General features: G+C 66.4%; 11 protein-coding genes. 4 read left to right on the top strand and 7 right to left on the bottom strand.

What is annotated here, in order from left to right:
• Nucleotides 1–86: 86 nt before the first annotated feature.
• Both AC1DYN_RS27735 and AC1DYN_RS27730 read right to left on the bottom strand, forming a co-directional pair.
• Complete coding sequence (locus tag AC1DYN_RS27735; protein ID WP_477965158.1) at nucleotides 87–560, bottom strand: hypothetical protein; 474 nt, start codon at nucleotides 558–560, stop codon at nucleotides 87–89.
• A gap of 366 nt (nucleotides 561–926) precedes the next feature.
• Entirely contained in the window at nucleotides 927–1,847 is a 921-nt protein-coding gene (locus AC1DYN_RS27730; RefSeq protein ID WP_477965156.1) for a LysR family transcriptional regulator, read from the bottom strand.
• Between the two features lie 102 nt (nucleotides 1,848–1,949).
• Here AC1DYN_RS27730 and metE point away from each other — a divergent pair, with 102 nt between their 5' ends.
• Complete coding sequence (gene metE, locus AC1DYN_RS27725; protein WP_477965154.1) at nucleotides 1,950–4,244, top strand: 5-methyltetrahydropteroyltriglutamate--homocysteine S-methyltransferase; 2,295 nt, start codon at nucleotides 1,950–1,952, stop codon at nucleotides 4,242–4,244.
• Between the two features lie 11 nt (nucleotides 4,245–4,255).
• Here the strand turns inward: metE and AC1DYN_RS27720 are convergent, their stop codons facing one another.
• The 4 genes from AC1DYN_RS27720 to prpC are packed head-to-tail and all read right to left on the bottom strand — an operon-like array spanning nucleotide 4,256 to nucleotide 10,129.
• Nucleotides 4,256–5,119 (bottom strand): isocitrate lyase/PEP mutase family protein, encoded by an 864-nt coding sequence (locus tag AC1DYN_RS27720; RefSeq protein ID WP_477965152.1) that lies wholly within the window; start codon nucleotides 5,117–5,119, stop codon nucleotides 4,256–4,258.
• Nucleotides 5,120–5,132: 13 nt separating this feature from the next.
• Complete coding sequence (gene prpF / locus AC1DYN_RS27715) at nucleotides 5,133–6,329, bottom strand: 2-methylaconitate cis-trans isomerase PrpF (protein ID WP_477965150.1); 1,197 nt, start codon at nucleotides 6,327–6,329, stop codon at nucleotides 5,133–5,135.
• Between the two features lie 30 nt (nucleotides 6,330–6,359).
• Entirely contained in the window at nucleotides 6,360–8,978 is a 2,619-nt protein-coding gene (gene acnD, locus AC1DYN_RS27710; RefSeq protein WP_477965148.1) for a Fe/S-dependent 2-methylisocitrate dehydratase AcnD, read from the bottom strand.
• Nucleotides 8,975–10,129: a bifunctional 2-methylcitrate synthase/citrate synthase gene (prpC, locus tag AC1DYN_RS27705; RefSeq protein ID WP_477965146.1), complete on the bottom strand. Its 1,155-nt coding sequence runs from the start codon at nucleotides 10,127–10,129 to the stop codon at nucleotides 8,975–8,977. Before prpC ends, acnD begins: the two co-directional genes overlap by 4 nt.
• A gap of 101 nt (nucleotides 10,130–10,230) precedes the next feature.
• Here prpC and AC1DYN_RS27700 point away from each other — a divergent pair, with 101 nt between their 5' ends.
• The 3 genes from AC1DYN_RS27700 (at nucleotide 10,231) to AC1DYN_RS27690 (ending at nucleotide 15,878) form a co-directional block, all read left to right on the top strand.
• Nucleotides 10,231–11,655, top strand: a complete 1,425-nt coding sequence (locus AC1DYN_RS27700) for a short-chain fatty acyl-CoA regulator family protein (RefSeq protein ID WP_477965160.1) — start codon at nucleotides 10,231–10,233, stop codon at nucleotides 11,653–11,655.
• Between the two features lie 627 nt (nucleotides 11,656–12,282).
• Nucleotides 12,283–14,310, top strand: coding sequence for a PIN-like domain-containing protein (locus tag AC1DYN_RS27695; protein ID WP_477965144.1), 2,028 nt, complete (start codon nucleotides 12,283–12,285; stop codon nucleotides 14,308–14,310).
• Entirely contained in the window at nucleotides 14,307–15,878 is a 1,572-nt protein-coding gene (locus AC1DYN_RS27690; RefSeq protein ID WP_477965142.1) for an ATP-binding protein, read from the top strand. The genes AC1DYN_RS27695 and AC1DYN_RS27690 overlap by 4 nt, the downstream gene beginning before the upstream one ends.
• Before the next feature lie 50 nt (nucleotides 15,879–15,928).
• Here the strand turns inward: AC1DYN_RS27690 and AC1DYN_RS27685 are convergent.
• Nucleotides 15,929–17,161 (bottom strand): DEAD/DEAH box helicase (locus AC1DYN_RS27685; RefSeq protein ID WP_477965140.1); only part of this gene is annotated, 1,233 nt, incomplete at its 5' end.

The following is a 17,161-nucleotide window of genomic DNA, read 5'->3' as shown; positions in this document are numbered from 1 at the left end:
GGCCGGCGCGAGACCGCCGAGGCCGACGGCGGCGAGCCACGCCAGGCCGGCCAGCGCGCGCCGCAGGCTGCGGCCGCGCCGTGGCGTCACAGCGTGACGACGTGCGAATCGAGTTCGCGGTGCCAGTCGTCGGTCAGCACCAGGAAGAAYGGCTCGCGGGTGTCGACACGAGCGAACTCGAAGCCGTAGGGACGCTGCTTCGCCTGCACCAGATCGCCGGTGCCGAGCGGACGGGCGGCCAGCGCCTGGCGCGGCAGGTCGAGGAAGAACTCGCGCGAGGCGCCGGCCTCGGTGGCGCGCAGCGTCAGCCGCATCATCGGCGCCTGGCCCGGGACCTCGGCCAGGTCGGCCACGTCCATCACGCGGTACTGGCCCTCGGCGACCTTCTTTTCCTTGCTCGAGCTGTCGCTCGAGCCCTTGATCGAGTCGGAGACGCTGCCCGACGAGGCCGAGCCGGCGCTCGATGCCGACGAGGCGAAACTCTCGGCCAGGCTGGGCAGCGAGACGGTGGCGCACAGCAACGACAGGCTGGCGGCGCGAAGGGAGAGCAAGCGGGTCATGGATGTCCTCATGGAACGGGCAGGAGTGGGCGCAGCATAGCTCAGCGCGGAGCCCGGCCTGCAACAGCAGGTAGGAGCCGGCCTACAGCGCAATGCGCGCCTTGCACCTGCCGCTTCGGCGCCGCAGCGCCTAGCATCGCGCATCCACCCCGACGAGGTAGCCGTGCCCCGCCCGCCCGACGCTCGAAAACCCCGGCGTCCGACTTTCCAGAGCTCGGACTTCCATGGCGCGACCCCCGAAGACCGCACGGCACTGACCGAGTCGCTGAACAAGCTGGAAGAACAGGTCGAGCAGACGCGCAACCTGCTGGTGAACGTCGATTCGGCGCGCGCCCAGGACGCGCCGTCCCCCGCCCCCGCCCCCGCTCAGGATCGCCCGGCCTCGCCCGGGGACTCGAGTGCCGATCGCGACCCGCGTGCCAGTTCGACGAAAGCCCGCATGTAGTCGATGCCGGTGTCGGCCTCGCGGGCACCGAGGAAGATCTGCTTGGCGATGCCGCGCAGCCCCAGGCGCACCGCCACCACGTCCATCTTCCGCGCGTACTCGTCGACCAGCCAGCGCGGCAGCGCCGCCACGCCGCGGCCGCTGACGACCATCTGCAACATGATGTCGGTGGTCTCGATGGTCTTGTGCGCCTTCGGCGTCACGCCCGCCGGCATCAGGAACTGCGTGTAGACGTCCAGCCGGTCCGTCGCGACCGGGTAGGTGATCAGCACCTCCTGCGTCAGCTGCCGCGGCTTCACGTACGCCACGTCCGCCAGCGGATGATCGCGACCGACCACGAGCACCTGCTCGTAGTCGAACACCGGCTCGAAATGCAGCCCCGGCTTGTACAGCGGATCGGGCGTCACCAGCATGTCGATCTCGTAGCCGAACAGCGCGCCGATGCCGCCGAACTGGAACTTCTGCTTCACGTCGACGTCGACGTCGGGCCAGGCCGCGAGGTAGGGCGACACCACCTTCAGCAGCCATTGGTAGCACGGGTGGCACTCCATGCCGATGCGCAATGCACCGCGCTCGCCCTGCGCGAACTGGCGCAGCCGCTCTTCGGCCTGGTCGAGCTGCGGCAGCACCCGGTTGGCCACCGCCAGCACGTACTGCCCCGCCTGGGTCAGGCGCAGGCTGCGGCCTTCGCGCAGCCAGATGTCGGTGCCCAGTTGCTGCTCCAGCTTCTTCATCGAATGGCTGAGGGCCGACTGCGTCAGGCACAGCACGCCGGCGGCCGCCGTCAGCGAGCCCTGCTTCTCGACTTCCTGCACGATGGCCAGGTGACTGCGCTCCAACATGATCTATGAGCCAATCTCATTGATTGTCAAATTAATACCATTTTACTTCATGGCTTGCGCTCCGTAACCTGGGGCTTGTTTCTCCACGATCGCCCTCTCGCCATGACCACGACCCACAACCTCGGCTTTCCCCGCATCGGCGCCAGGCGCGAACTGAAGTTCGCGCTGGAGTCCTACTGGAAGGGCGAGTCTTCGCGCGACGAACTCAAGGCGCTCGGCGCCCACCTGCGCCAGCGCCACTGGATCCACCAGATCGACCTGGATCTCGCCCCGGTGGGCGACTTCGCGTTCTACGACCAGATGCTCGACATGAGCTTCACGCTCGGCAACCTGCCGGAGCGCGTGCAGGGCTTCCACGGCGACGTGCTGGACAACTACTTCCGCGTCGCGCGCGGCCGTTCGGCGCAGACCGGCGAGGCCCACGCCGATTGCTGCGGCGGGGGTGTGGCCGCCGGTGAGATGACCAAGTGGTTCGACACCAACTACCACTACATCGTCCCCGAGTTCAGCGCCGCCACGCAGTTCAAGCTCGACGCGTCGCGCCTGCTGGAGCAGCTGGCCGAGGCGCGCCAGGCCGGCGTCAAGGCCAAGCCGGTGATCGTCGGCCCCATCACCTACCTGGCGCTCGGCAAGGCCAAGGACGATTCCGACAAGCTCGCGCTGCTCGAACGCCTGGTGCCGGTCTACGCCGAGCTGCTGGAGAAGCTCGCAGCCGAGGGTGTCGAATGGGTGCAGGTCGACGAGCCCCTCCTCGTGACCGAACTCGACGCCGACTGGCAACACGCCTTCAACACCGCGTACCACGACCTGAAGAGCGGCCGCGTGAAGCTGCTGCTGGCGACCTACTTCGGCCCGCTGGAAGAGAACCGGCACCTGGCCGCCAACCTGCCGGTGGCCGGCCTGCACATCGACGCGGTCAACGGCCGCGACGACATCCAGCCGCTGCTGAACATCCTGTCGCCGCTGAAGGTGCTGTCGCTGGGCGTGATCAACGGCCGCAACATCTGGAAGACCGACCTGAACGCGGTGCTCGACTGGTTGGAGCCGCTGAAGGAGCGGCTCGGCGAGCGCCTGTGGATCGCGCCGTCGTGCTCGCTGCTGCACGTGCCGGTCGACCTGGCGAGCGAACAGAAGCTGGATGCGGACCTGAAGTCGTGGCTGGCGTACGCGCTGCAGAAGCTGGACGAGCTGAAGCTGCTGGCCGCCGCGCTGAAGAACGGCCGCAACTCGGTCCGGGCCGAGCTGGCTGCCAACCAGGCCGCCATCGACGCGCGCCGCCACTCGCCGCGCGTCCACAACCCGACGGTGAAGGCCGCCGTCGCCAGGCTCGACGCTGCCCTCGGCCAGCGCAAGAGCGCCTATGCGCAGCGCGCCCCCAAGCAGGCCGCGCTGCTGAAGCTGCCGCCCTTCCCCACCACCACCATCGGCTCGTTCCCGCAGACCGCCGACATCCGCCATGCGCGCAGCGAGTTCAAGGCCGGACGCCTGGACGAGGCCGGCTACAAGGCCGCGATGCAGGCCGAGATCCAGCGCAGCGTGCGCGAGCAGGAAGCGCTGGACCTGGACGTGCTGGTGCACGGCGAGGCCGAGCGCAACGACATGGTCGAGTACTTCGGCGAGCAGCTCGACGGCTACGCCTTCAGCCAGTTCGGCTGGGTGCAGTCCTACGGCTCGCGCTGCGTGAAGCCGCCCATCCTGTTCGGCGACATCAGCCGCCCGAAGGCGATGACCGTGGAGTGGATCCGCTATGCGCAGTCGCTGACGAAGCGCCCGATGAAGGGCATGCTGACCGGCCCGGTGACGATCCTGAACTGGTCCTTCGTGCGCGACGACCAGCCGCGCTCGGTGTCATGCCACCAGCTGGCGCTGGCCATCCGCCAGGAGGTGCTCGACCTGGAGCAGGCCGGCGTGCGCGTGATCCAGATCGACGAGGCCGCGCTGCGCGAGGGCCTGCCGCTGCGCAAGTCGCAGTGGCAGGGCTACCTCGACTGGGCCGTCGAATCGTTCCGCATCACCGCCAACGGCGTCGAGGACGAGACGCAGATCCACACCCACATGTGCTATTCGGAGTTCAACGACATCATCGCGTCGATCGCCGGGATGGACGCCGACGTGATCACGATCGAGACCTCGCGCTCGGACATGGAGCTGCTCGATGCCTTCGAGAATTTCCAGTACCCGAACGAGATCGGCCCGGGCGTCTACGACATCCACTCGCCCAACATCCCGACGCAGGCGCACATCATGCAGCTGATGCGCAAGGCCGCCGAGCGCGTGCCGGCCGGGCGGCTGTGGGTCAACCCCGACTGCGGCCTGAAGACGCGCCAGTGGGCCGAGGTGATCCCGGCCCTGGCCAACATGGTGGCGGCGGCCAAGGCGCTGCGCCAGCCGGCCTGATCCGGGAACCGCTAGGAGGCGTAGCGGCCTTCCAGCTCGTCCCAGCGCGGCTTGTCGACCAGCCGCTGTCGTTCCGCGAAGGACACGACGAGCGAGGGATCCTCGTCGACGCGACCGGCCTGCTGCAGCGCGCCCAGCACGCGCTGCATGCCGGCCACGGCGCCCTGCAGCGCCGCGTTGGCGTACAGCACGAAGCCGTAGCCCAGGTCCTTCAGCTCGTCGGCACCGACGATCGGCGTCTTGCCGCCGATCACCATGTTGACCAGCTGCGGCGTCGCGAGCCGCCGCGGCAGCGCACGCACCTCGTCGGCGCTCGTCACCGCCTCGACGAACAGGATGTCGGCACCGGCCTCGGCGAAGCGCTGCGCGCGCTCGACCGCCGCGTCGAAGCCCTGCGTGGCCGCGGCATCGGTGCGCGCCATGATCAGCAGGTCGGGATCGCGCCGCGCGTCGACGGCGGCCTTGATCTTGCCCACCGCCTCGTCGAGCGGGATCACGTCCTTGCCGGCGAAGTGGCCGCAGCGCTTGGGCGCCACCTGGTCTTCGAGCTGGATGCAGTCGGCCCCGGCGCGCTCGAGCACGCGCACCGCATGGTGCACGTTCAGCGCGTTGCCGAAGCCGGTGTCGGCATCGACGATCAGCGGCAGCTCGACCGCATCGCGGATGCGCGCCGTGTGGTCGGCGATCTCGGCCAGGCCCATGAAGCCTTGGTCCGGCATGCCGAACCACATGTTGGTGACGCCGGCGCCGGTGACGTAGATCGCCTCGAAGCCGGCGTCGGCGATGACCCTGGCCGACAGCGCGTTGAATGCGCCGGGAACGATCACGCCGCGGCGGGCTGCGGCCAGGGCCTTGAGTGTTTGACGGGTCGACATGGGTTGCCCTCGTTCAGAAACTGTCGCCGGGCACGCACACCCGGCCTTCCATCAGCACGCGCGCGCTGCGGCTCATCAAGGCCTTGGTGACGGTCCATTGGCCGTCGACCTGGCGTGCCTGCGCGCCGACGCGCAGCGTGCCGGACGGGTGGCCGAAGCGCACCGCGTCGCACGTGCCGCCGCCGGCCGCCAGGTTGACCAGCGTGCCGGGGATCGCCGCCGCGGTGCCGATGGCGACCGCGGCCGTGCCCATCATCGCGTGGTGCAGCTTGCCCATCGACAGCGCGCGCACCAGCAGGTCGACGTCGGCGGCGCGCACCGCCTTGCCGCTGGAGGCCCGGTAGTCGGCCGGTGGCGCGACGAAGGCGATCTTCGGCGTGTGCTGGCGCGTCGCGGCCTCGGCCACGTCGTGGATCAGGCCCATGCGGACGGCGCCCCAGGCCCGCAAGGCCTCGAAGCGCGCCAGCGCCTGCGGATCGCCATTGACCGCGTCCTGCAGCTCGGTGCCGGTGTAGCCGATGTCGCGCGCGTTGACGAAGATGGTCGGGATGCCGGCGTTGATCAGCGTGGCCTGCAGCGTGCCGAAGCCGGGCACCTCGAGCGTGTCGACGAGCCGCCCGGTCGGGAACATCGCGCCGCCCCCGTCCTCGCCCGGCCCTTCGGCCGCCGGGTCCAGGAACTCCAGCTGCACCTCGGCCGCCGGGAAGGTGACGCCGTCGAGCTCGAAGTCGCCGGTCTCCTGCACCTGGCCGTCCACGACGGGCACGTGCGCGACGATGGTCTTGCCGATGTTGGCCTGCCAGATGCGCACGGTGCACAGGCCCTCGTGCGGCACGCGCCCGGCGGGCAGCAGGCCCTGCGCGATCGCGAACGGGCCGACGGCCGCCGACAGGTTGCCGCAGTTGCCCGACCAGTCGATGAAGGCCTGGTCGATGGACACCTGGCCGAACAGGTAGTCGACGTCGTGGCCGGGCCGGCTGGACGGCGACAGGATCACGACCTTCGAGGTCGACGAGGTGGCGCCCCCCATGCCGTCGATCTGCTTGCCGTAGGGGTCGGGGCTGCCGATTACGCGCAGCAGCAGCCGGTCGCGGGCCGCGCCCGGCACGCGGCAGCGCTCAGGCAGGTCTTGCAGCCGGAAGAACACGCCCTTGCTCGTGCCGCCCCGCAGGTAGGTGGCCGGTATGCGGATCTGTGGAACGCTAGTCATGGTTCGTAGCCCGGATGCCAATCCGGGATGTCATTGCCCAGCCAGAAAGTCTTGCGCAAAGCGCTGCAGCACGCCGCCCGCCTCATAGATCGACACCTCTTCAGCGGTGTCGAGCCGGCAAGTGACAGCCACGTCCAGCACCTCGCCATCGCGACGCCGCACCCGCAAGCCCAGCACAGCGCCCGGCGTGCGCTCACCCAGCACATCGTAGGTCTCAGTCCCGTCCAACCCCAGCGTCAGCCGGCTGCTGCCCGGCAGGAACTCCAGCGGCAGCACCCCCATCCCGATCAGGTTGGTCCGGTGGATGCGCTCGAAGCCTTCGGCCACCACCACCTCGACGCCGGCCAGGCGCACGCCCTTGGCGGCCCAGTCGCGCGAGCTGCCCTGGCCATAGTCGGCCCCGGCGATGACGACCAGCGGCTGGCGGCGCGCCAGGTAGGTCTCGATGGCCTCCCACATGCGCACCACGCGGCCTTCGGGCTCGATGCGGGCCAGCGAGCCGACGCGCACGCTGCCGTCGGCGCCGCGCACCATCTCGTTCGCGAGCGTCGGGTTGGCGAAGGTGGCGCGCATCGCCGTCAGGTGGTCGCCGCGGTGCGTTGCGTAGGAGTTGAAGTCTTCCTCCGGCAGGCCCATGCGCGCCAGGTATTCGCCGGCCGCCGAATCGGCCAGGATGGCGTTGGAGGGCGACAGGTGGTCGGTCGTGATGTTGTCCGGCAGGATCGCCAGCGGCCGCATGCCGGCGAGCGTGCGGGGGTTCGCCGCCAGCGCGCCCATGCCTTCGCGGTCCCAGTAGGGCGGGCGGCGGATGTAGGTGGACTGCGGACGCCAGTCGTACTGCGGGGCCACGCGCTCGCCGCTCGCGGCCTGGACGGCGAACATCGGCTCGTAGACCTGCCGGAACATCGCCGGCTGCACCGCCGACTGCACCAGCGCATCGATCTCCGCGTCGTCGGGCCACAGGTCGTGCAGGCGGATCTCGCGGCCGCCGGCGACGCCCAGCACGTCGCGCTCGATGTCGAAGCGGATCGTGCCGGCGATGGCATAGGCCACCACCAGCGGCGGCGAGGCCAGGAAGGCCTGCTTCGCCTGCGGGTGGATGCGGCCGTCGAAGTTGCGGTTGCCCGAGAGCACGGCCGTGGTGTACAGGTCGCGCTCCGCGATCTCTTGCTGGAGGGCCGGGTCCAGCGCGCCGCTCATGCCGTTGCAGGTGGTGCAGGCAAAGGCCACGATGCCGAAGCCCAGCTGCTCGAGTTCGGACAGCAGGCCGGCCTGTTGCAGGTAGAGCTCCACCGTCTTCGAGCCCGGTGCCAGCGAGGACTTGACCCAGGGCTTGCGCACGAGGCCCAGGCGGTTGGCGTTGCGCGCCAGCAGCCCCGCGGCGATGACGTTGCGCGGGTTGCTGGTGTTGGTGCAGCTGGTGATGGCGGCGATGATCACCGCGCCGTCCGGCATCAGGCCCTGGGCCTCTTGGGCGCGGGCCTGGTCGAGGCCGGTCGCGATGCCGCGCTCGGCCAGCGCGCTGGTGGGCAGGCGGCGGTGCGGGTTCGACGGCCCGGCCATGTTGCGCACCACGGTCGACAGGTCGAAGCGCAGCACGCGCTCGTACTGCACCTCGGCCAGCGTGCCGGCCCACAGGCCGGCGGTGCGGGCGTAGGTCTCGACCAGCTTCACCTGCGCGGCCTCGCGGCCGGTCAGGCGCAGGTAGTCGAGCGTCTGGCCGTCGATGCTGAACAGCGCCGCGGTGGCGCCGTATTCCGGGCACATGTTGGAGATGGTCGCGCGATCGCCGATGGTGAGGCCGCGCGTGCCGTCGCCGAAGAATTCGAGGTAGGCACCGACCACCTTCTGCTGGCGCAGGAACTCGGTGAGCGCGAGCACGATGTCGGTGGCGGTGATGCCGGGCCGGCGCTGGCCGGCGAGTTCGACGCCGACGATGTCGGGCAGGCGCATCCACGAGGCGCGGCCCAGCATCACGTTCTCGGCTTCGAGGCCGCCCACGCCCACCGCGATGACGCCCAGCGCGTCGACGTGCGGCGTGTGGCTGTCGGTGCCGACGCAGGTGTCGGGGAAGGCCAGGCCGTCCTGCACCCAGACCACCGGCGACATCTTCTCGAGGTTGACCTGGTGCATGATCCCGTTGCCCGGCGGGATCACCTCGACGTTGCGGAAAGCCTTCTTCGTCCAGTCGATGAAGTGGAAGCGGTCTTCGTTGCGGCGGTCTTCGATGGCGCGGTTCTTCGCGAAGGCCTGCGGGTCGCTGCCGCCGCACTCCACCGCCAGCGAGTGGTCGACGATCAGCTGCACCGGCACGACCGGGTTCACCGCGGCCGGGTCGCCGCCCTGCGCGGCAATCGCATCGCGCAGSCCSGCCAGGTCGACCAGYGCGGTCTGGCCGAGGATGTCGTGGCAGACCACGCGCACCGGRWACCACGGRAAATCGCGGTCGCGGCGCCGATCGATGAGCTGCAGCAGGCAGTCGTCGAGGAGGGCCGGATCGCAGCGGCGCACCAGGTTCTCGGCATGCACGCGCGCGGTGTACGGCAGGCCGGCCCAGGCGCCGGGGCGCAGGCCTTCGATGGCGGCGCGGGCGTCGATGTAGTCGAGCGCGGTGCCGGGCAGGGGCTTGCGGAACGGGGAGGTCTTCAAGCGCGCTCCGCGATCGGCACGAAGGCCCGGTCTTCGGGGCCGGTGTAGTGGGCGCTCGGGCGGATGATCTTGTTGTCGAGGCGCTGCTCGATCACGTGCGCGGCCCAGCCGCTGGTGCGCGAGACGACGAACAGCGGCGTGAACATCGCCGTCGGCACGCCCATCAGGTGGTAACTCACGGCACTGAACCAGTCGAGGTTGGGGAACATCTTCTTCGCATCCCACATCACCCGTTCCAGCCGCTCGGCGATGTCGAACATCTTCGGGGTGCCGGCCTCGGCAGACAGCTGCCGGGCCACGCGCTTGATGACCACGTTGCGCGGGTCGCTGACAGTGTAGACCGGGTGGCCGAAGCCGATGACGACCTCGCGGGCCTCGACGCGCCGGCGGATGTCGGCCTCGGCCTCGTCGGGCGTGTCGTAGCGCTGCTGGATCTCGAACGCCATCTCGTTGGCGCCGCCGTGCTTGGGGCCGCGCAGTGCGCCGATGGCGCCGGCGATCGCCGAATGCATGTCGCTGCCGGTGCCGGCGATGACGCGGGCGGTGAAGGTGGAGGCGTTGAACTCGTGCTCGGCATAGAGGTTCAGCGAGGTGTGCATCGCGCGCACCCAAGCGGCCGGCGGGCGCTCGCCGTGCAGCAGGTGCAGGAAGTGGCCGCCGATGGAGTCGTCGTCGGTTTCCACCTCGATGCGCCGACCCTGGGTGGACCAGTGGAACCAGTACAGCAGCATCGAGCCGAGCGAGGCCATCAGGCGGTCGGCGATGTCGCGCGCGCCGGGCAGGTGGTGGTCGTCCTTCTCGGGCAGCGCGCAGCCGAGCGCGGAGACGCCGGTGCGCATCACGTCCATCGGGTGCGCGGCGGCCGGCAAGGCCTCGAGCGCGGCCCGCACCGCGGCGGGCAGCCCACGCATCGCCTTCAGCCGGGCCTTGTAGGCGCGCAGCTCGGCGGCGCTGGGCAGCTTGCCGTGCACCAGCAGGTGGGCCACCTCCTCGAATTCGCAGACCTCGGCCAGGTCGAGGATGTCGTAGCCGCGGTAGTGCAGGTCGTTGCCGCTGCGGCCGACGCTGCACAGCGCGGTGGTGCCGGCGGTGACGCCGGACAGCGCGACGGACTTCTTGGGCTTGAAGGGGGTGGACACGGTGTCGTTCATGCTTGCAATCTTCGCAATGCGATAAGCTGGCGGCAACACTGAATTTGCGAATATCTGCGAACTCATTTCTGCAATCCTGCAATGTTTGCGAAGAGCCTGTCATGCGCAAGACTTTCCTGGGTGTGCGGCTGCGCACGCTGCGCGAACAGCGCGGCCTGACGCAAGCGGCGCTGGCCGAATCGCTGGAGCTGTCGACCAGCTACGTCAACCAGCTGGAGAACAACCAGCGGCCGCTGTCGGTGCCGGTGCTGCTGAAGCTGCAGTCGGCGCTGGGGGTGGACCTGCAGTTCTTTTCAGAGAACGAAGAGGCGCGGTTGATGGCGCAGCTGCACGACGTGGTGGCCGATGCCGGGCCGGGGGCGGCCATCCCGCAGGCGGAGGTGCAGGCGCTCGCGCAGCAGATGCCGGCCCTGGCGCGCCGCATGATCCAGCTGCACAAGGTGGCGCGCGATGCGCAGGAGCGGCTGGAAGCGATGGCGGCCGGCCTGGGCGACCGCGACTCGCGGCCCGGGACGGGCTCGACCCAACCCCACGAAGAGGTGCGCGACTTCTTCTATGCGCGCCACAACCACATCGCCGAACTGGACGCGCTGGCCGAGGCGACGCACGGGGAGATGCATGCGCCTTCGCTGCTGGCCCGGGACCTGGCCGAACGGCTCGAACATCGCCTCTTGCAGCGGCACCGCGTGTCGACCCGGACCGCGCCGGCCGACGCGGAGCCCGGCTTGCGCGGCTACGACCCGGCGTCGCGGGTGCTCAGCTTGCATGCGGGGCTTGAGCCGGGGCAGCGGGCGTTTCAGCTGGCGACGCAGCTGGCTTTTCTGGAGGCGGACGAGGTGCTCCGGGGCCTGGTGGCCAGCGATGAATTCCGCAACGACGAATCACGCGCGCTGGCGAGGATCGGGCTGGCGAGCTATTTCGCCGGGGCGCTGGTGCTGCCCTATGCGCCGTTCCTGGCGGCTGCGGAGGCGCTGCACTACGACATCGATTTGCTGGCGCGGCGCTTCGGCGTCAGCTTCGAGACGGTGTGCCACCGGCTGTCGACGCTGCAGCGGCCGCAGGCGCGTGGCGTGCCGTTTTTCTTCGTTCGGGTGGATCGGGCCGGCAACATCTCGAAGCGGCAATCGGCGACCGATTTCCACTTCTCGCGCACCGGTGGCACGTGTCCGCTGTGGAACGTGTACGAGGCGTTCTCGCAGCCGGGGCGGGTGTTGACGCAGCTGGCCTCGATGCCCGACGGCAGGACCTACCTGTGGGTGGCCCGGTGCATCCGCCACGACACGGGCGGCTTTGGCACACCGCCGCGCGAGTTTGCGGTGGCACTGGGCTGCGACCGGCGGCATGYGGCACGGCTGGTATATGCCCGCGGGCTGGCGCTGGACGAGCCCGAGGCCGTGACGCCGATCGGGCCGGGCTGCAAAGTGTGCGAGCGCAAGGGATGCGCGCAGCGGGCCTTTCCGGCGCTGGGGCGGGAGCTGAGCATTGATGAGAATCGGCGGTTGGTTGAGCCTTATGCGAATGCGTGAGCTGCTTGGCCGACTCTGGCTTGCCGTCGTATTGCCGGGGGTTGGCCGGTCTGGGCACACGTCGATGATGCATCGGGGTGTTCGCCTCTGAAGTGGCGTTCGCCAGCCCCTAAAGCTACGCACTTCGCTACGCCGAGAACTTCGACGGGCAGATTGATCAGTCTGCATTTTCCAGTTCTGGCGATCGCCCGATACGCAGCGGGCGCGATCGGTCACACGGAGGCCGTGGCAGTCAGGTCCGTGCCAGTGATCAGCCGCTAAGGAATTACTGATCTATTCGGGCAGATCTCGACGGCGAAACGAGCTGTGGAGCGCAGCGCGGCTGTGAAAAGTAGCTCTCAGCCGGCCGCAACGGTGCCTGCAGATCCCATCAGCGGCAGAAACTGAATAGATCAGTGCATCCTCAGGCCTGGTGCGACAAACTGCGCGGCGGCGCGGACACCAGCCATCCCCAAAATTGGGGACGGCTCTGTGTCTCGATGCCCGGCAGCTTCTTTCTTTTAAGCACTACTCGGGGCAATTGCTCACACGCAGCGGCTCTCCGATTGGCTACCAAATGAAACAAGTCAGCTACTATCCGCCCGTCCGCACCGTACGAGTGCAGTAGAGCCAGCAAGGCCAAGAGACATGCCAAAAAAGAGACCCAAGGGGAACAGGGAAAAACTCGGGAGGCGCACGACTCTGCCGCCGGCGCCACAGCGTCAGCCGCTCGTGCCGGTTCGCTATCCGATCGGGAAGATTGGCGAAGATCCCTCAGACTTCATCAAGCATGCCGCCAAGGTCCTGAGCGATTCCCAGGCATCCATCTACGTCGACACGTCTTTCCTGACCTGGCTGACCAAAGGAAGCGACGAGTCGCGTCAGCAGTTCTTGGACTGGGCGAAGAGTGTGGGCGATCGGATCCACGTCCCCGTCTGGTCGTATCACGAGTATTACCGCCACAACAGGCACGACACTCTTCGCGAAGACCTTCAGTCGAAAGCGCACAACCTCGTCGCCGCGGCAAACAATTTCATCGGCTCGGCGCGCACGATCGCGGACAACCATCTAAGAAGTGGGTTCTCCTCGCGTGGATACGAAGGCGATCTGCACGACATGCTAGCCAAGATCAATGAAGTCGTTGGCACGGCCGAGCGTTGGGACTATCACACCTCGGCCAGACAGATCAGCACGTGGATGTCGGAACGCCTTTGTCGTTCGAAGGTAGTCTTCGATCTGATGAATCGGCTCGGGGATGTCGGCGAAACCCGCTATACGCAGGACGTGCCACCCGGATATCTGGATCGGGAGAAAAAAGACGAGAAGGAAAAGGGAAGCAACAAGTTCGGCGACCTGGTGATGTGGGAGGAAGTTCTTGCCCACACTGCAGGAACTCTGACCAATGCCGTCGTCATTTTGACGAGAGATCGTAAAGCTGACTGGTTCGCACCCGCAGCCACTGCGGAGGCTGAGATTGATCTGCTAGCAATGCGTGGCGGTCAGAAGTGGAACCCAGTTCCTGCCCCGCACCCAACGCTGCTCATTGAACTCCAGGAGCGCACCCTTGCTACGGACTTGGTGCTGCTCGACAACCTGTACTTCGGCGCCGTGCTGCATCAGACGGGCGACACGGGTTCAGCGCGCCTCATCGCCTATTCACTAGACGTGAAGTCGGCAACCTATTCGGATTTTGTTACCAAGACCTCCCAGGAACAGGCCGCGCCGCCAAAAAGACCAGCCGGCAATCCGCTGAGCAAAGGGAAGGCGAAGTCCATCCTTTCCGCTCTGGCGCCGCTACATCGCGGTGCGAATCCGACCGCCCTCTTGAAGGCGGCAATCGACGCCATCCACGGTGACCCACCCACCGGGCTTGAGTTTGTGGATGCTTTCGATCAGAAGGGCCTCGCCAACCTGTCCAATGACGAAGCAGCAGAGCTCGCTCGTGTTGTCTGTGACGAGGCGTTGACCGATAGAGGTCAAGTGGCGGAGAGCATGAGCGAAAAGCTGCTTGCTCTTCTTCCCAAGGTACGAGCCGATCTGGCCGGCGCCGTGCTCGCTGGCATGCTGAGTGCCGCATACTTCGAACTCACTGGTAGCCCGAGACCCGCGCCAAAGTCGCCAGTTCTGCAGGACCTCTTCACCCTGCTGAACGATCCCGTCTACGCGCCGTTGCTTGACGCTCTTAGCACGAACCTGGAGTACGCCGGCAGCACCGCGCTGTTCAAGCCGAACCCAGGAGTGGAGAAGCTGCCCGTCTTGGTCAAGTTCGACGCAAACCAGCAACGGATCCCTGTCGTCTTGAGCGAGATCATCTTTGACGGGCGCACTCTCACACGCGAAATGGGCACGGTCGTCTCCAACAATCTGCGCCGGCTCCTGGGAGGCAAAGAGCAGGTGCCGATAGCGGGCTTGCTCGCACTGGTGGCCGACACGTACGGGCTGCCGTTGCAACGTCTCGAGGCACCCAACGCGCGCGAAGATGACGACACAACAGTTCCTGAACAGCTTGGCTTAGTCTGGCCGATGGACCTGGGGGCATCTGTCCCAGCATTGGAGGCTACAGCGGAGGAGACCCAGGAAGCGGACGCCGAAGATGCCGCCGATGCTGCGTCGACCGAAGAACTCGACGACGACATGGTGGACGAACAGGCCGAAATGGATGAGGACCACGAATGAACAACACGCTAGAAGCTCAACCTTTCGAACCGAAATTCGGTGCCTTCATCCTTGAGACGCTGACCATGGGTATGTACGGCGAATCGCGCAACGCGATTCGAGAATACATACAGAACAGTTTTGATTCGCTTCGACAAGCGGTCGAGGAAGAACTGATCACGTCCGACGAGATGCGGGTTGAGGTCACCCTCGACACTGAAAACAGCGAGATGATTATCCGAGACAACGGTGCGGGACTCAGGTCTTCGAGTGCTGTCGACGTGCTCGTCTCGATTGGCTTGTCGCGGAAAGACTTTCGAAGGAACGCGGGCTTTCGCGGCATCGGCCGCCTCGCAGGCGTCGTGTTCTGTGATGAGCTGAGCTTCTCGACAAAGGCCAGGGGCGATGCGAAGGCAACGACCGTTATCTTCGACGCCAAGATGCTGCGCGATCTCCTCGAGCCACAAAGTCAGCACGACGACGCCGCCCGGACGCTGCAGCGATGCATTTCCGCGTTCAGCGACGAAACTCACGCGCTTGATGATCACTTCTTCGAAGTGAAGCTCAAGGGCTTTCATCAGCCGCCACAGGAATGCCTGGATCTGACCAAGCTCAAGTCCTTCCTGAGCCAAGTCTCACCGCTGCCGTACTCAAAGGATTTCAAATTCGCCGAGGAGATCGGAGCGGTGGCCAAAAAGTACAACAGCGAAATCGAGATCATTCGACTGTTTGTTCGAGAGGGCACGCAGGACTTCGAGGAGCTGTTCAAGCCCTACGGGAACACCTACTCAGTCAAGAGAACTCAAGCTCCGCTCACCGGTATCGATTTCGTGGCCTCCAGCAACGCCAAGTGGTGGGGCTGGGTCGGCCAGAAGAAGATTAGCGGCGCTGTCAAGGATCTCGAGACTCGCGGCGTTCGCGTTCGCGCCAGAAACATCCAGATTGACGGCATCGACGTCATGAAGGAGATCTTTGCCAACTCGTTCGACGACAAGAGTTCGCGATTGTCATACGCCCGGTTCGCGGAGTACTTCGTTGGCGAGATCTTCATGGCGCCTGGTTCCGCAGTGCCAAACGCTCGACGCGACGGGTTCGAGGAAGATGCTAACTGGATCGCGATCCGAAAAGAGCTCAGCGATGTCGTCGGTGCAGTCTACGGCTTGAAGGCATACAAAATCTCCGCGGCCGAACAGGTATCGATCCCGAAACTCCAAACGCGCATGACTCAGCTAGAGGAAAGTGCACGACGCTTGATCGCGGAGAAGGTCACCGATCCGGAACGGGTCGCGCCCGTGACCAATGAGGCCAAGGAACTACAGAAGCGCATCGAGAAGGCGTCTACCTTCGCCGATGACGACGAAGGCCCCAAGGTGTTTGCTCTGTCCACCCGGCTCGGCGCGGTGCGCCACGACGTCAACCGCATCGTGGTCCAGCTGCCTCGAGCTCATGACTGCGAAGAGGAGATCGAAAAGGCCGCGACGGCGCTGACGAAGAAGATCTTCCGGGCGTTGCGCGACGGCCTTGGGCCCGGCGATTGGCCGCCCGTGCGCGCGATTCTGCGTGAGGCAACGGGAGAAGACTTCTCGTAGTTGTGGGCTCATCCGCGCTAGTTCGTCCGGCGCGGCCCATTGCCACCAGCTCACGCCGGGCCGATGAGCGCTCGCAGGAACTCGGGTCGTTCGAGCTGCAAGTCCTCGATTCTCAGATCGTCTGTATCGGCTTGGGTGTAGCGTGCGAGCCGATGCTTTTGGTCGAGCGTGTAGTCGATGAATTCATCGACGGTCTGACGCCCGACGAGCAGCACGATCTCACAGGCGCGTGTTTGCGAGATGCGGTGAATCCGGTCTTGGGACTGCAGGTAATCGGTCAGGTTGAACGTCCGGTCCATGTAGATGGCGATGTTCGCCTCGGTCAAGGTTAGCCCCTCTCGCGCTGCGGCTGGATTGGCGAACAGCAAGCGAKTCGAAGGATCGGTCTTGAACGCCTTGACAGCTGCATCCCTCTGCTCGTTGCTAACGTCGCCATAGATCGCAACCGGCGACCACTTCGTATGGCGCCGGCACAGCATCTCGATGTTGCCGACGAATGAGGTCCAGACGATCACCTTCTGGTCGTCGCTTCGAGAAAGCATCTCTTCGAGGAGTCGATCGAGTTCAACGACCTTTGCCGACGTCTCGCTGTACGCGGAGTCGAGCAGCGCGGGGTTCGAAGCRATTTGAGCCAAGCGAACTAGGCGCGCCAAGATGGCCTCGCCGCTGCGCGCAACCTCCTCGCCATCCAGCGAACGCACGTAAAGTTCCAGCTGAGTTCGCATCGTCTCGTACATCGACTGTTGGACAGGCGCCATCTCCACTTCCACTCGCGTATACGTCTTGGACGGCAGATCGAGCGACCCTGCCTTCGTGCGACGCAGGCTCAGTGAGGCGATCCGGTCTCGCAAGTCGGAAAGGTCCCGGTAACCGCCGTTAGAGCGATAGCGTTCCTTGAATTGCTCGAAGGAAGTGCCAAGCCGGGCTCCATCGTCCAGGAACAAGATTTGGCTCCAGAGATCGTCGGGCTTGTTGGCCACCGGGGTGCCGGAGAGGATGTAGCGACGAGCCGCGTGCTTGCGCAGGTCCAAGATCGCCTTCGTGGTTTTGGCCTCGGGCGTCTTAATACGATGGCTCTCATCCAGAATCAACGCCATCCGCTTGAAGCGGAGCAACGCTCGCAGTGAGGCCAACGCTCCGTCGACAGCCTCGTAGTTGATGATGTAGAAGCTGGCCTTGAGTCTGCGAAAGGCCATGCGCCGAGCGGCGCGCCCTGATCCGAAGACCGCGAACGACAGCGTCGAGAACTTGGCGACCTCCTCGGCCCAGTTGCTTTTCAGGCC

It is taken from the genome of Rhizobacter sp. P2_D12 (assembly GCF_056404395.1).
Note: the sequence above shows the minus strand (reverse complement) of the source record. Positions and strands in the feature narration are given on the sequence as shown.

Bases quoted from the DNA above. Each gene is read 5' to 3' on its own strand.
- AC1DYN_RS27730 (WP_477965156.1), bottom strand. From the start codon at position 1,847: ATGTTGGAGCGCAGTCACCTGGCCATCGTGCAGGAAGTCGAGAAGCAG.
- metE (WP_477965154.1), top strand. From the start codon at position 1,950: ATGACCACGACCCACAACCTCGGCTTTCCCCGCATCGGCGCCAGGCGC.
- AC1DYN_RS27720 (WP_477965152.1), bottom strand. From the start codon at position 5,119: ATGTCGACCCGTCAAACACTCAAGGCCCTGGCCGCAGCCCGCCGCGGC.
- prpF (WP_477965150.1), bottom strand. From the start codon at position 6,329: ATGACTAGCGTTCCACAGATCCGCATACCGGCCACCTACCTGCGGGGC.
- prpC (WP_477965146.1), bottom strand. From the start codon at position 10,129: ATGAACGACACCGTGTCCACCCCCTTCAAGCCCAAGAAGTCCGTCGCG.
- AC1DYN_RS27695 (WP_477965144.1), top strand. From the start codon at position 12,283: ATGCCAAAAAAGAGACCCAAGGGGAACAGGGAAAAACTCGGGAGGCGC.
- AC1DYN_RS27690 (WP_477965142.1), top strand. From the start codon at position 14,307: ATGAACAACACGCTAGAAGCTCAACCTTTCGAACCGAAATTCGGTGCC.